Below are 16,329 nucleotides of genomic sequence, written 5' to 3'. Positions count from 1 at the left end.
TGGACCTCCAGGAGCACCAGGACCACCAGGGCCACTTCCAGGACCACCCGGACCACCAGGACCGCCAGGGCCACCAGGACTACTTCCAGGGCCGCCAGGACCACCAGGGCCGCCAGGGCCACCAGGAGCGCCAGGACCGCCAGGTCCACCGGGGCCGCCAGGACCAGGAGGAGTTGTTCCATTTCCTGGACCTCCAGGACCACCAGGGCTACCAGGCTGACCTACACTACCACCCGGTGCACCAGGAACACCTGGCTGACCTACACCAGGTTTATAAGCGCTGAAACATAATTTTAATGTATCTGCACCAGCCAGTCTCAGATAGAAGAAACCACCATACAGATTATTATAAGTTGCAAAACGACTTATATCTATAGAAAACTTATCAGCAGCAAAACCAGAAATACCGCCCGTAGCAACTGCAATTGTCCAGCTTGTGTCAACAGCAGGATACCATCCGGAAAGCACATTCGGATTATTAGAGAAATCTAAAGATGCTATTCTGATCACAAAAGGATTCGCAGATGTAGCTGTGATCTGGATAGAACCTGATGCTTTAATAAGGTCCCAACCAGGATTAGCACCAGCTACTCCAGCGTATTTGTTTATTTCCCACAAATAATCTTGTCCCGCACCGAAGATTATATTGGAACCATTGAAAGTACCAGGGCTATTACCCGGACTGAAGGTAAAGTTTCCATTTACCAATACAGGCGGTTGAGATCCACAAGAACTACACTGTACATTTGCTCTTGCAAACTCTGCAGGTGAGAATATACCTTCATTATAGTAAACTGCTAAAACAGAATCCATATAAGCAGTACTGTCTACCGCAAAATTCCTCCAGTTCGCAGGCGCAGAAGGATTTTGAAGTATCACTCTCCTTGTTGTTTCTGCTGAGTTTACTTGCTGGGAAATATACCTTTCCGCACTATATCCCACGGCTCTGGTCCTTACAGGGAAAAACTCCGATGTAAAATGACTTACGATCAAATTCATCGCAAGAATTTCTCCTGGCCTTACATCTTTACCCAGCAATGGAATTACTTTATAGGAATCTACAAGATAGTAATCCTTAAATGTTTTACTCTGACTTGTGTAGCTGCTGCGTTTTTTTATTTGCTTGCTTGCAGTAAAGCTCACAATATTCGTTGCAGCAGGAACGGAAAGATCCGCATTTATAAAAGGAACATCAACATTTCCAATATTTTGTATATAGAAAGTGTATTGGGCTTTTCCTCCAAGCCTTACAAGATCAGGAGCTATTTCATTAAAATCTACTAAGAAACCAGTAGCCTTTTCAACTGTCAAACCATTTACTAGGGTGAACGTTTCGGTTGGGTTGACAGCTTTAATGTTGTATGTACCAAAAGGAACCTTTGTCAGATCCCAGCGCACATCCACCTGCATACTGCTCATGTAAGTTCTTATTTCCGCAGTATCAACAGGCACATTGGACTTACTGACAAGGATAAACTGAGTTTCCTTTTTAAATCCTGCCCCGTTCAGCTTAGTTGTAACAACACCTTGCCCGACAGTATCAGAATTAACTTCTATAATACTGAAAGGTAAAGCTTTTGCAAGAATTGTAACGTTCTGAAGATTATTGAAATTGGTCGGGGTTTTTATCAGGAGGTAATATGCCCCGGCCTTAGTAGTAGGAACCAATAACTGTTGGTTAACACTATTCGGATTTTCAAAAATATAATCAAAATCGTTTAATGAAGGCACTCTGTTATAGGCTGCATAAATTTCATTAGACCCATTGTTTCTGTTACTCTTCAGTGTTATTAAAAGATCCTTATCTGCTGGTACATTTATTTTGTAATAAAGCAAATCACCTCGCTCAAGAGGAGTTGTTTGCGAAACATCCAGCACAAGCTCTTTAATAGAAACATTTAATTGATTGGCAGATACCCTGGTATTATTATCAAGATCAGTTTCTACAATGGTATTAAGAGCGTTTGTTACACCGATACCATAATAGTTACCTTCCAGTAAACCAGGCATTTTTGAGGAAACAGTTCCCGAAACCGAATCACCCGGGTTCAATTGAATGTATCTGTCTTTTGTTCCAAACAGGGGATCATTCACCTGATCCAACTGCTGATCTTTAGAGAAGAACAACAGATCCCGCAGGTTACCAATGGCAGGATTACTTCCTATGTTCTTTACTGAATATGTTACCTCTACATCTTTACCAGGTTCTGTTGTAGAAGGAATACTAAGCCTATTAAGCACCAGATCACTTGGTTGAGGAACAACAATCGTAACTACTGCATCACCAAGATTATTTTCTTCTTTATTATGCTCAAATACTCTGTTCTGATAATCTGTTCTTACAATCAGATAGTAATTACCTGAAAGATAATTTGGAACTTTAATTTTTGCAGTGGCATTATAAGTTCCACCAACAGATAGGTTACCATTTCTTGTGTAGCTGCCTACTATATAGTAAGTGCGGCTCAGGTCTCTTGTATTAGAAAGGTAAATCTGATCGGACCACGTATTTTCAACTGTAGCACCAGAACCTGCATTTTCGATTCTATAGCTGATATCCAGCTCTTGTCCCGCCAGTATTGTAGCAGGTGCACTTATTGTTCCTACAATCAAATCAGGTGGAGGGGTAAGTGCAATATTTATTTCAAACCTTGCTTTATTATTTGCCTTAACTGTATCATTTGTTACACGAAGATTATGATCTGAAGAAACAAGTAAATAATATTTACCTGCATAACCATTCGGAATAGTAACCATTTCACTGAAAAGATAATCAGCACCTGCAGCTAAGCCTCCGTTATAAGCCTTATATGTTAACTGAGCATCATAATTATCCAGAACTGTGTCTTTCGATATAAATAAAAGATCGTTCCAGAAGTCAACATTAGTTGTAGCGTTACCTATATTCTTAACATTCCAGCTTACAGGAATTTTCTTTCCTGATTCTGCAGATGTCGGAGCGCTAAGGTTTGTAACTTTCAGATCTGCAACAACCTGAGGAAGAATATACAATTTGGTTCTTGTACCAAAGGAATCACTTTTAGCGACATTGTTTCCTTCATTTATATATTCGTATATCTTATCTGTAATGTCTGTATAGACATATAGGTAATAAGTTCCTTCTTTAAGTTCTCTCGGAATTCTTACAGATGCTTTTTCAGAATAGTTAGATCCAGGTTCAAGTGCAAGACCACGTGTTACTGATGTCAGTTGTGTTGCATTACCTGCTGACCAGGTAGGATAAGAAGAAATAAATATTCTGTCAGTCCATGAAGGACCTGCTGGAGCCAAGCCCTGATTTGTAACAGTCCAGGAAACTTCGGCATCCGTATTGGCTCTGATGGTATCTTTTACTGAAATGTTAAGAATCCGAAGATCCGCATATGGGGAAAGATTTATATTTATCGGAGATGAGCGTTTGATATTATCATCTTCATAAATATATTCAAATACCTCCTTATTAAAATCTGAATAAACATAAACATAATATTGTCCTGAAATTCCGTCTGGAAGATTAAAGGTAAGGGCTGCATTATAGCTTGAATCTGCCTTTAAAGCAGAACCGTTGGATTTATTAACTGATCCTACTGCAATTGCTTCTTTGATATTAAAAGTATCCAGCTTAGACAGGAATACTTTGTCAACCCAAACATTTTCTACTGGCGCGTTAGCTCCCCCATTGATCACTTCCCAGTTGACAGTTAAAGGCTTTCCTGACAACCCTGAGGCTGGAACCGTAACCTTCTCTACTGCAAGATTTGCAGGAGGTGTCATTGTTACACTGATGATATTGCTCCTCTGCGAGTTATTTACATTCGACAACTCATCAACATTATTCAGTACATCTGAAAGCAAATAGATATAATATTGACCGGAATACGAATGAGGAACAGTAACCTGTACAGTTTTTGTATAGGAACTGTCTTTAGGTAAATAGTCAGGAATGTTATACCAGTTCACTGTATTATCACAAAGGAATGCTCCCTGATACTTTGTTGATCTTAATTTCACACTAACTTCAGCCAGGAATTTCGATCTTGCAGGATTAAAGACAGAATCCTGAGAAATATAAATAGCATCTTTCCAGTAATGCTCTTCAAAGTAACAATACCTTCTTAAAGAATGATCATAATACTGAAAGTGTGTTGCAAGAGTATTACCCATAGCATGAGCTATTGCAGTATTGGTTACTTTATAGGTAACATTGATCTTGCTTCCGGAGAATGTAGCAATAGGTGTACCCAGTGAACTTACAATCAGATCTGGTTTAGGAGGGATTGATACACTCAGCACTCCTGATGTTGTGTCGAACTTGGTATTGTTATTTTCATTAGACTCAAGGATAGCATTATTTACATCCGCTTTTACAAATACAAAATAATCACCAACCGTCGTCTGAGGAATAGTAAATGTAGCTGTCTGGCTGTAGCTTAACCCCTCAGCAAGATAGCTCAAGTTGTTAACGCTACCTATCAGAACATCCTGAGAGGCGTCAAACAAGGTATCATCTGATAAATAAACCCCGTCTCTCCACACTTTGGATTCTGTACTTCCCAATCCTGTATTCTTTACTTCCCATGTTACGGTAAGCGGCTGACCACTGTAAATAGCAATTGGAGTTTTCACCGAATTTACCTGGAGGTCAGGTAACTTTCTGAGAGAGAAACTTTGCACCGGACCTTCAGTACGGAAGCAAGAATTTTTAGCTGTAACTTTCCACTTATAAAATACTCCATACTCCAGGCCACTTAAAGAATAATTGATCTGACTGATATTGGAATATCTCGGAGTTGTCGGAACCGCCTGATCCGATTTCCAAGCATAGATATCATAGGTAGATGCATATTGTGCCGGGGCCCATGAAACTTCAAGAGGCTGTCCGATATTTAAAGTAGAATCAGCCGGAAGCATGTTGCTCACTTGTCCCGGAGCAACGACAGGAATGATGTTAATCCTCACACTGTCAGTATAGGTGCATCCTCTGGCTGTAGTTGCCGTGAGTTTATATATAGTAGTATCAGTAGGAGTAACTGATATCTTTGCAGTTGTAGCTCCCGTAGACCAGCTATAAGTACTCGCCTTACTAGAAACCAGCTCAACCAGGTCACCTTTACAAACAGTTGTAATCTTACTTACAACAGAAATTTTAGGTGCATTATTAAAAGTATTAACCGTCAGATTGTAAATACCTGTTGCCGAAGCATTTCCTTCCACTATCAGATAATAAGTTTTACCGGGAGTTAATGCCCTGGTATTGATACCTGCATAAATGCCGCTATAGTTATTATTGAATTCCACAACTGCCTGAGCTGAATCTATCAAGTGTAAATACGTATCAAAGTTTGATCCTACTGTTGAGATGCTGAATGAATCAACACAAGTCGGCACAGTAAACTTGTAGAACACATCATTGGAAGGCTGGTTAGTCATTCCCGCATAGCTATCAGAATACAGATCTGCTGTGTCTTTTACAGAATATGGGAATGAGTTAATAACAATCGGATTACTAAAGTGATCCCCTTTTCTACTTTCCTTTATAGAGAAAGTATTTCCACTTTCTGCTGTAACAGATAGATTTGCTCCATCCGTTAATTTAATCAGATATAGATTTGATGGTGCTAATGAAACGGGAATTGTCCAGTTGTAGGAACCTGAATTATTGGCTGCATTATTAATATTTTTCCAGGTAACACCATTATCCGGAGAATATTCAATTTTTATAGTATTTGAAATAAGACCTGCAGAAACCCAGGTAATTTTCTTTGTTTGCCCCAGATACCAGTTCTCTCCGCCTACAGGTGAAGTTATATATATAGTAGGCTTTGCAATTCTGAACGCCGTCTTGCTGGAATCTTTGATTGAAGCATCAGCAGTGCTGCTCAACCTGATCAGATAGTTTGCAGAAGGGTTGATGCTTGCAGGAATATTCCAGGTATAAAAGCCTGTATTTGCAATAGAAGACACCAGTGTTTTCCAAAATTCACCATCAAAATATTCTATCTTAATGTTGCCCGGAACAATACCGATATTACTCCAGCTTATATTTTTCGTCTGTCCCTGATACCATGTCTCTCCCCCTACAGGTATATTAAGCGAAATTCTTGGCTTGAATATGGTAAAGGCTTCATTGGATTGGTCCTGAACAGATGCATCTACAAGATCAGAAACCCTGATTAAATAATCAGAGGAAGTTTGGATTGATGATGGTATTGCCCAGTTATATGAACCAATATTAGTTACAGAAGCGACAATCACTTTCCAGGTAGTTCCTCTGTCACCTGAATATTCTATCTTAACATTTGGAGAAGCAAACCCTCTATTAGTCCAGGAAATCGCTTTTGTTTGTCCGACATACCACTGCTCTCCTCCATTCGGAACATTCAATACAATTGAAGGTTTTGCAATAGTGAAAGCAACATCGCTCGTATCCTTGTTAGAAGGATCTGACACATCTGAAACTTTTATATAGCAGTTGGTTGATGGTGTTACAGAATATGGGATAGTCCAATAGTAGAATCCAGTATTCGGAGCAGAAGCAATAATGTTATTCCAGCTCGTACCTCCGTTCACAGAATATTCAAGCTTTACATTTTCAGAAGCTCCAAGACTACTCCACTGTATAGATTTTGATTCCCCCACATACCATGTCTGACCGTCATTCGGAACTGTAATACCTACTACGGGTTTGATAATAGAGAAGGCAACATCATTAGAGTCATAGCTTGCAGAAAAGTCAAGTGAAGTAACTTTTACAAAACACTTTGAAGAGTTTACCGCATTGCTTGGAATCGTCCAGATGAAAGAACCACTATTTGGTGTTGAAGCTGTGATAGGTGAATAAGTCAAACCGTTATTGACAGAGAAGTCTATTTTAACATTAGCACTGGCCGCAAGTCCCGCAATGCTCCATGAGATGGTCTTGTTCTCCCCTACTTTCCATATTTCAGTTCCTGTATTCGGAGTCAGCACTTTAACGACAGGATAAGAAATTGAAAAACTACTGTTGCTTACATCAGAAATTGAGTTTGCTACTGTAGCACTTTGCATTGAAGTAACTCTGATCAGAGCATTGGAAGCAGAAATATTCGGAACTTTCCAGCTATAATTTCCATAATTATAGGTATAGTTATTGATCAGCTGCCAGGTAGTACCATTGTCAGCCGAGTATTCAAGTCTTACATAACTTGAAGGAAGATTTGAAGATGCCCAATAAAGTGTATAGTTCTGACCTGCATAATATTTTTCTCCCCCGTTCGGAGTAGTTACCGTAATTGCAGGATCATTATTTACGGAGAAATAGGCATTATTATAATCTACATTACAAGACTTATTATACTCATAAACCTGAACTAGTCCTTTGCCTGAAATTTTATTGGTAGGTAACAGCCATTCATAAGTACCGCTGTTTGCAATATTATTGGCATTCCCCCCATCCTTATTCTTTACCCAATCCCAATTCGTTCCACCATCAAGAGAATATCTGAGAGAAACATTTCCAACTGTTCCTTCCGATGTCCAGTTGATAGTCTGAACCGAACCAGAGCCCCAGTTTTCTCCTCCTGACGGAGAGATAACGGTCAGCTTATTGCCACTTTGTGTTATTGTAAAATTGGCATCGCTGGAGTCTTTCACATTTGCATTATAATAACCGGATACCTTAACCCTTATATCTCCGGAAGCTATAGATGGCACAGTCCAGTTATAAGAATTAGTGTTATCACCAATATAATCCTCACCTATATAAATCCAATCATTTCCTCCATTGATGGAGTAATACAGATTAACATAATTTTGTACCCCTTCCTGATCCCATTTGATTGTGTATGTGCCACAACCAGGAATACTTTCTCCGCCATTAGGCTGTGTAATACGAATTACCTGAGGAGCAATTGTAAAGACATTATTGCTTATATCAAAAATAGAAGCATCGGCAGCTGCGCTTACCTTGATAAGACATTGATTAGAATTAAGGAAAGCAGGGACGGTCCAGCTATAGTTACCATAGTTATAAGCAGAGTTTGCTATTACCTGCCAGGTTTCACCATTGTTGATAGAATACTCTAATTTCACATATGTTGTTGGAAGATTTGAAGAACTCCAGTTGATCGTATAAGCTCTATCCGCATACACCTTCTCTCCGCCGTTAGGAGTTGCAACAGTGATAATCGGATTGTTGTTTATAGAAAATACAGTATCTGTATAATCTAAGTTACAAGTTCTGCTGTTTTCATAAATCTGGATCAGACATTTAGAAGAAACCTTATTAGCAGGAAGTAACCAATCGTATGAGCCACTGTTCGCAACATTAGATGCATTGTTTCCAGCAGGATTTTTCACCCAATCCCAGTTGGCACCCCCATCAAGTGAATATCTCAGTGATACATTTCCAATTGTCCCGGTGGTTGTCCAGTTGATTGTCTGTATTGAACTTGAAGACCATGTCTCTCCTGAATTCGGAGAAGTCAAGGTAAGGTAATTTGCACCCTTGGATACTGTAAAGGGAGCATCGCTGGAATCCTTTACATTTGCATTATAATAACCGCTTACCTTAACTCTTACAGACGAAGAAGATAACGTAGGTACTGTCCAGTTAAAAGAATTGGTATTGTCTCCGATATAATCTTCACCAATATAAATCCAGTCTTTTCCGTCATTGATAGAATAATACAGATTCACATAATTCTGCACTCCCTCCTGATTCCATCTGATTGTATAGGTTCCGCACCCCTCAATACCTTCACCGCCATTAGGCTGTGTGATCTGAATTACCTGAGGGGCAATTGTAAAGGCCTGGTTACTGATATCAAAAATTGTTGAATCAGCCACTGCACTTATTTTAACTAAAGACTGTGTTGAATTTAATGTTTCAGGAACAGCCCAGCTATAGGTACCATAATTATAAGCAGAATTAGTAATAATCTGCCAGGTAGAACCATTATTTACAGAATAAGAAAGCTTCACATAAGGAGTTGGCAGATTGGAAGAACTCCATGTGATCGTATAACTTCTGCCGGTATACACCTTTTCTCCACCATTTGGCAAAGCAACTGTAATTACAGAATTATTATTAATAGAGAAGAAATTATCACTATAATCTATATTACAGCTTTTATTGTATTCGTAAATTTGAATTAAGCATTTGGATGATTCCATATCTGAAGGAAGCATCCACTCATACGAGCCTGTATTTGCAACATTATTTGCATTATTCCCCGCAGCATTTTTCACCCAATTCCAATTGGCACCGCCATCAGTTGAATATCTCAATGAAACATTTCCTACAGTACCAGTGGAAGTCCAGTTGATGGTTTGTATGGAGCTTGCAGGTAAAGTCTCTCCTGAATTAGGGGATAATATGGAAAGATAACTCGGAGCCTGTGTTACTGAGAATGCCGCATCACTGGAATCTTTTACATTTGCATTATAATAACCACTTACTTTAATTCTGATGGCAGTGGATGGAATTGATGGCACTACCCAGTTGTACGAATTGGAATTATCTGCAATATAATCTTCACCTATATAAATCCAGTCTTGACCATCATTGATAGAATAATAGAGATTCACATAATTCTGTACACCTTCCTGATTCCAGGTAATTTTATAAGTGCTGCAACCTACTATACTTTCTCCTCCATTTGGTGCGGTTACCTGAATTATCTGAGGAGCAATGGTAAAGGTCTTATCACTTATATCATAGATCGATGCATTAGAAGCTGAACTTACTTTAAATAAGCACTCTGCGGAGCTCATCCCATCCGGAATCGCCCATCCATAATAACCATAGTTATAAGTAGAATTCGTTATCGTCTCCCACGTACCTCCATTATTTAAAGAGTACTCAAGCTTTACATTAGTTGTAGGTAAATTGGCAGAACTCCAGTACAATGTATAGTTTCTTCCCGAATATATTTTTTCCCCTCCGAATGGGTAAGTAACTGATATGGAAGGGCTATTGTCAATCGTAAAAAAATTATCGCTATAATCTACATTACAGGTTTTGTTTGTTTCATAAATCTGAATGATGCAGTTTCCAGAGGCCGCTACAGATGGTACAAGCCAGTTAAAAGAGCCGCTATTAGCAATATTATTTGCGTTATTTCCATCTTTATCTTTTACCCAATCCCAGGTTGCTCCTTTATTTACAGAATATCTCAAAGAAACATTTCCCACTGTGCCGGTTTTAGTCCAACTGATCTGCTGAAAGGAACTTGCGGAAAAAGATTCCCCACCATTAGGAGATGTAATTTGCAGTTTGTTTGCTGCAGGAACTACAGTAAAGTTGGCATCACTGGAATCTTTAAAATTTGGCTCATAATATCCTGCAACCTTTATTCTGAATTTATCGGAAGCTATTGACGGTACTGTCCAGGTAAAGGTATTACTATTATCACCTATATAATCTTCTCCCAGATAAATCCAGCTGTTTCCACCATCATAGGAATAGTAGAGGTTGACATAATCACGCACGCCGCCCTGGGTCCAGGTGATGGTTTGTGTGGCACAACCCGTCAGACTTTCTCCACCATTGGGAGAGGTGATTGTTATAAATGGTTGTTTGATGGAAAAGACAGCATTGCTGACATCATTAGTGGCTGCATCTCCATAATCACTTACTCTTAATAAGCATTGTGAAGATACATTAGAAGGTACCGTCCAGTTGTAAGTACCTGTATTATTCACACCGGATTCAATGAGATTCCACTGTGCTCCGTTATTAGCAGAGTATTCCAGTTTTACAAAGCTTGAAGACAAACCGGAGCTTGTCCACCTGACAGTGAAAGTTTTTCCTACATACGCACTCTCTCCCCCATTAGGAGCAGTTACGGCTATAGTCTGGGCCAATGAGTTATAAACACAAACAAGTGAAATAATAACTAAAGCCTCTATTCTTTTAAAAATTTTCATAAAGATGAATTTTTTCAATGATGAGTATCTGATCAATCAGAAATTTTAAAAAAGGAACACGAATTTATAAAAATATCCTTTGATGGAATCAAACAGGTGTCTGAAAAACCCAGAAATTCGACGGAAACATGGAAAAATACCAGTTTACTGGATAAGAAAAGGGGATAATTTCATCTAAAAATTATATCGAACAGGATAATTTTAACCTTAATATACTCTCATTTTGTTTAGAATATAAGAGATTATGTCAGACGACCTAAGTATAACTACTTAACATGATAACCAACAGAATATAACTCTTCGAATATAAAACAGGAATTTCTAAAGAGACATAATCAACGAATAAATCAAATAAGTAAGGAAGAAGAAATGTCTTTTTAAGATCTGGTCTATAACAGGAATAGACCAGAAAATCTCATAAAGCCCAGCAACTACACGTTGAGTATATTTCCTGAGGTTTAATTATGTTTATTACATATTTTTTGGCTTTGATTATGGATTAAAAAAATAATGGTTAGATGATTTGTATTGTAGGAAAACTTTCACTTCAGTTTAAAAATAAAAATTTGTTAAATTAGAGGTAAAAGAAAATTAACCGCCATATGGTGAACATTCAAATGTTAGCAAAAACAAAAAAAACTACAACAAAATAAATAAATGGCTAAACCAAGGATTTTTATTAGCTCAACTTTTTACGATTTAAGACAGGTAAGAAGTGATTTGGATAGATTTATTAAAGAATTAGGATATGAACCAGTCTTAAACGAATTAGGAAACATTGCCTACGGTAAAGATGAAAAATTAGAAGAATATTGTTATAAGGAAATATCAAATGTAGATATATTAGTTTCTATTGTAGGAGGTAGATATGGAAGTGAAAGTCAACATCAAAATGTTTCAATTTCACAAATGGAATTTAAAACCGCATTAGAGCTTAATAAACAAGTGTATATTTTTATTGATAAAAATGTCAATGCAGAATATCAAACATACCTGTTAAATAAAAAGAATAAAGAAATAAAATATAGGTTTGCCGACAACATTAAAATCTATGAATTCATTGAATTTTTGGAGAATCTTCCCAATAACAATAATATCCATAGTTTTGAATCTTCTCTTGATATTGTTCAATATTTAAAGGAGCAGTGGGCTGGTTTATTTCAAAGGTTTCTTGCTGAACAACCAAGAATTAAAGAAATAAGTTTGTTAAAAGGAATTGAAGGAACTGCCAAAACCCTTAATCAACTGGTTTCTTTCCTAACAGAAGAAAGAAAAGATAGAGATAGTGCTATCCAAGATATTTTATTAAGTAATCATCCTGCAATGGAAGAAGTCCGATCAAAGTTAAATGTTAATTATAGAGTGTACTTCATTTCAAAGGATGAATTAACTGAATGGCTTTCTGCAAGAGGTTATAAATATGTTGATCCTGATTTTTTATTTAATGATGATGACTACTATGAATATATTCATACAGATTATAGGTTAAAAAAGAAATTTATTTTAAAAGTTAAAAAAGACATTTTTAATGATGATGGAAAACTAAAAGTTTTTACAAAAATAGATTGGAGAGATAATTTTATAATCCTTAGCTCTCAAGATTTAGAACAATCTCAAGAAGATGATTTACCGTTTTAAGAGTATTTATTCTGCTAACAATAAGAAAAAGAGCAGGGGGAAGTACTTAACGTTACTGGCAAGCATTTTTAGATTGACTTGAGACCTGATGAAAAAAAATTAATAATAAGTTTACTTACTCTTGACAACAACAATAGTGAGTTGTGACTATTTCAACGATACGAGAGTATGTAATCAAACTAGAAAGGAAATAATATTGAAAATAGCTTTTGAATCGGATTAGATCAAGAGCTGGTCCGGAGGAATGCTTGTAGAAGACGTAACAAGCACATTTAGTAATTGGGTTAAAAACTTGACCCCGATTGACATTGATTCTACTAACTACATTTCAACTTATAAAATAAAACCTGATTCAGTGCGGACAAATTGAAGACGGGAAAAACCGCAGACCAAATATTCATTTCTTTAAGCAAATGGCAATAACTAAGAGTCTGTCACATTTAGCCTAACAACTCAGGAGGATATGAGAAAAGCGTTAGATACTTATTGTGAAGATCCAAGGGGAGATTTAGATTTATTAATTCTTGAAGCTGGAAAAAATGTCGGATGCTAAGAAAACCTACTAACAACAATTTAAATAAATTTAACCAATACCATTAATCTTTGCTGACTCCTGACATAAGGTTGTCACTTGTCAGGTATACTTTTGTATCAATTAATTTTTAAGGACGTAAAAGTAATTGCAATATCGATAATGAACTTATTCTATATTTTGTTTCAATTTCAGATGGCTTATCCCCTTCTTACATTATTGAAATCAAAAAGACTGTTGACAAATCAAAATGTCTAAAAAGGAAATAGAAACGTATTGTCCTAAAAGCCGGAAAGACTGGCGAAAATGGTTAGAAAAAAATCATCAGTCAAAAAAGGGTATCTGGCTTGTTTATTATAAAACATCAACTAAAATTCCTTCCCTCACCTGGAGTGAAGCTGTCGATGAAGCCCTTTGCTTTGGATGGATAGATAGCACTAAAAAGACCATTGACGACGAAAGGTATATGCAATATTTCAGCAATAGAAACCCTAATAGTACCTGGTCAAAAATAAATAAGGAAAAAGTCACCCGACTCATCGACAACAACCTGATGACCCAGGCGGGTTTTGAAAGCATCAAAACTGCCAAACAGAATGGAAGGTGGGATACCATGCTGGATATTGAAGAATTGATTCTACCAGAGGATTTAAAAATTGAACTGAATAAAAATAAAAGTTCAATGGACTTTTTTCTGAACCAGTCAAAATCAATTAAAATAGCGATGTTGCATTGGGTTGTAACTGCTAAAAGAATTGAAACAAGAAAAAAGAGAATTGATGAAATAGCACAATTAGCCGGCAAAGGATTAAGACCTAAGCAATTCGGATAAAAACAACGATTACTAAGAGACAAGATAAAACCGTTGAATTCAACGTTTTGCAAATCTTATAGTCCTCGTTTCCAACGAGGATTTCCGAGAATAGCGATTGTATCGCTACTACTATCCTTTGAATTCAACACTTTGCAAAACGTTGGTCTCCTCAACAGCAATGATAAGCCAATTCAGAACAGCACCACCAACCGAAAATCACCACCGACCATTTTACGAATGCAAGACAACGACACCAAACGACTTTCACGACTGACAGCTATCTTAACTCAGTTGCAAACGAAACGGCTTTTGACAGCAACAGCTTTGGCGGACAAATTTGCGGTGAGTGTTCGTACCATATACAGGGACATCAGAGCTTTGGAACAAGCGGGCGTTCCGATTATAACAGAAGAAGGAAAAGGTTATAAACTCATGGAAGGTTACAGAGTTCCTCCTGTGATGTTTACCGAAGCACAAGCCAACGCTCTCATCATCGCAGAACAATTAGTTCTCAAGAACAAGGACGCTTCTTTTATCAAGGATTACACAGAAGCCGTAGATAAAATAAAATCGGTTTTGAATTACAGCATAAAAGTCAAAGCTGACCTACTTTCTGAAAGAACCCGGTTTGACCAGAACATTAACAGGGAAAGAAACAGCAACAACTTATCGGATCTACAATTTGCCTTGACCAATTATTTCCTCACAAAAATTGAATACGCCAACGAGCAAAACCAAACCTCCACCCGACATATTGAACCCTTTGCCTTACTCAGCACGGAAAACTGGCTACTTATTGCCTACTGTCGTTTGCGACAAGAGTTCCGGTATTTCCGGTTAGACAGAATTAAAAAACTGGATATACTTCCCGATAAATTTGACCCTCACAGAATGACCTTGCAAGAGTTTTTTGACAAGTATCATTAATTCCTTTCATACCCCTGACATAAGGCTGTCATTCCCCACTTTAACTTTGTACCATGTTGAACAAGTAAAACAAAATCAAGATGGAAAAAAGAACAATTGATCCGTGGGTTTGGGGCGAGCAAACAAACTCCGCACAGGCAGTAGAAGTAAAAAATGTTTCCGGAACACTTTACTGTTCCGGACAAGTAGCCATTGATTCCAACGGTATACCCAGCAATGCTGATATGCGTTCGCAATTGATACAAACCATTCAAAACCTTGAAACGCTTATAAGCGAATCAGGATACGAAGTAAAAAACATTGTAAGACTGAATGTTTACACAACATCAGTGCAAGAGTTTTTCTCCACCTGCATGGATGTTTATGTGCCGTTCATTCACAAGCATGGCATTAAACAAGCAACGACACTGCTTGAGGTTAAAGGGCTTTTTGCTAGTTTGACAGTAGAATTAGAAGCTACGGTAGTGAAGTAACAGGAAATTTCACTTAAACCAAGTCTCATTGCATAGCTTTCAACGTAGGGGCTGGACACGATCATTCAACTTTTATTATTGATGCCATCGCTTGAAGCGATGGCATCAATTTTATAGTCCTTTTTTCCAACGAGGATTTCCGAAAATAGCGACTGTATCGCTCAGGATATTTCACTCCTGCTGGTTAAAGCGTCCACGCTTGGACCATTTTTTTCTAAGCGTCCGCTTAACTTATTCAGCACTCATCACCCAGTAAACCTCCATATCAAAAGTTCTTTGTAGATATAAAATGCCTTTTCATGAAGCTCCGTATTTTCTGACAAATCAAACTCAACAGCATGTTCATCCAGTTGATTAAAATAAAATGTATAAAGCCCATCTGTTCTGTTTTCGATACCTACCAGACCTAAAACAAGTTTGCTTAAATCACCTGCATCTGCAGTATCAAAACCCTCCTTCTCCAGACTCTTCATAATCTTTCGGTTTCTGATATCTTCTGCAATTAAAAATATGGTGAGTTCTTCTTTAGCCGGTAGCTTGACGAGATTGAGATTTCTGGGAAAAAGTTGTGGTTGTTTCATAGCTTTTGTGTTGGTTGATTTTAAAACAAATATAAATAAAAATGCAATCGGTGGTATTTAAACCACCGAAAAATATATTTTTTTTCTCAATCTTAGAATTGCAAAGAGGAATCAGAATGCTAACAGACGAAGAATTTCTAAAGAAACTTGGTGAACGAATAAATCAATTAAGGCAGGAACAAGAAATGTCTTTTCAAGATCTGGCCCATAAAACAGGAATAGACAAGGGAAATCTTGTAAAGCTCACATCAACCGGATCTAACATAACACTTACCACCCTTTTAAAAATATCCAGAGGCTTAAATACACCTATTGCATTTTTTTTTGACTTTGAATATGGGTTAAAAAAATAAGGTTTGAAGTAACTGAATCGGAAAATGCTTTCTCTTCCATTTAAAATTAAAAATTTGTTAGATTAGGGATATAAGAAAAATAAACGCCATATGGCGTTTATTC

Annotated in this window: 7 protein-coding genes; 5 read left to right on the top strand and 2 right to left on the bottom strand. The window is 37.5% G+C overall.

Translation table 11 applies throughout. The features are described from left to right. Positions 1–10,908, bottom strand: a 10,908-nt coding sequence (locus MYP_RS24325; protein ID WP_304627174.1) for a CARDB domain-containing protein, incomplete at its 3' end; no start/stop codon positions are given. 657 nt (positions 10,909–11,565) lie between these two features. On the opposite strand from MYP_RS24325, the gene MYP_RS24320 reads away from it, so the two are divergent. The 4 genes from MYP_RS24320 to MYP_RS24305 all read left to right on the top strand — a co-directional run bounded on the left by MYP_RS24320 (position 11,566) and on the right by MYP_RS24305 (position 15,292). Next, the gene (locus MYP_RS24320; RefSeq protein WP_045469895.1) at positions 11,566–12,546 is read left to right on the top strand and encodes a DUF4062 domain-containing protein; all 981 of its coding nucleotides are present in this window, start codon (positions 11,566–11,568) and stop codon (positions 12,544–12,546) included. Between the two features lie 782 nt (positions 12,547–13,328). After that, positions 13,329–13,910, top strand: a complete 582-nt coding sequence (locus tag MYP_RS24315) for a YdeI/OmpD-associated family protein (protein ID WP_045469892.1) — start codon at positions 13,329–13,331, stop codon at positions 13,908–13,910. 219 nt (positions 13,911–14,129) lie between these two features. Beyond that, positions 14,130–14,819, top strand: a complete 690-nt coding sequence (locus MYP_RS24310) for a helix-turn-helix transcriptional regulator (RefSeq protein WP_045469889.1) — start codon at positions 14,130–14,132, stop codon at positions 14,817–14,819. 80 nt (positions 14,820–14,899) lie between these two features. Next, the gene (locus MYP_RS24305) at positions 14,900–15,292 is read left to right on the top strand and encodes a RidA family protein (RefSeq protein ID WP_045469886.1); all 393 of its coding nucleotides are present in this window, start codon (positions 14,900–14,902) and stop codon (positions 15,290–15,292) included. A 245-nt stretch (positions 15,293–15,537) separates the two neighbouring features. On the opposite strand, the gene MYP_RS24300 is transcribed toward MYP_RS24305, so the two are convergent. Further along, positions 15,538–15,873 (bottom strand): hypothetical protein, encoded by a 336-nt coding sequence (locus MYP_RS24300; RefSeq protein WP_052430491.1) that lies wholly within the window; start codon positions 15,871–15,873, stop codon positions 15,538–15,540. Between the two features lie 116 nt (positions 15,874–15,989). On the opposite strand from MYP_RS24300, the gene MYP_RS24295 reads away from it, so the two are divergent. Continuing rightward, positions 15,990–16,226: a helix-turn-helix domain-containing protein gene (locus MYP_RS24295; RefSeq protein ID WP_197060185.1), complete on the top strand. Its 237-nt coding sequence runs from the start codon at positions 15,990–15,992 to the stop codon at positions 16,224–16,226. Positions 16,227–16,329 lie beyond the last annotated feature (103 nt).

Source organism: Sporocytophaga myxococcoides (assembly GCF_000775915.1).
Taxonomy (GTDB): Bacteria; Bacteroidota; Bacteroidia; order Cytophagales; family Cytophagaceae; genus Sporocytophaga; species Sporocytophaga myxococcoides_A.
Note: the sequence above shows the minus strand (reverse complement) of the source record. Positions and strands in the feature narration are given on the sequence as shown.

Bases quoted from the DNA above. Each gene is read 5' to 3' on its own strand.
- MYP_RS24310 (WP_045469889.1), top strand. From the start codon at position 14,130: ATGCAAGACAACGACACCAAACGACTTTCACGACTGACAGCTATCTTA.
- MYP_RS24315 (WP_045469892.1), top strand. From the start codon at position 13,329: ATGTCTAAAAAGGAAATAGAAACGTATTGTCCTAAAAGCCGGAAAGAC.
- MYP_RS24320 (WP_045469895.1), top strand. From the start codon at position 11,566: ATGGCTAAACCAAGGATTTTTATTAGCTCAACTTTTTACGATTTAAGA.
- MYP_RS24305 (WP_045469886.1), top strand. From the start codon at position 14,900: ATGGAAAAAAGAACAATTGATCCGTGGGTTTGGGGCGAGCAAACAAAC.
- MYP_RS24295 (WP_197060185.1), top strand. From the start codon at position 15,990: ATGCTAACAGACGAAGAATTTCTAAAGAAACTTGGTGAACGAATAAAT.
- MYP_RS24300 (WP_052430491.1), bottom strand. From the start codon at position 15,873: ATGAAACAACCACAACTTTTTCCCAGAAATCTCAATCTCGTCAAGCTA.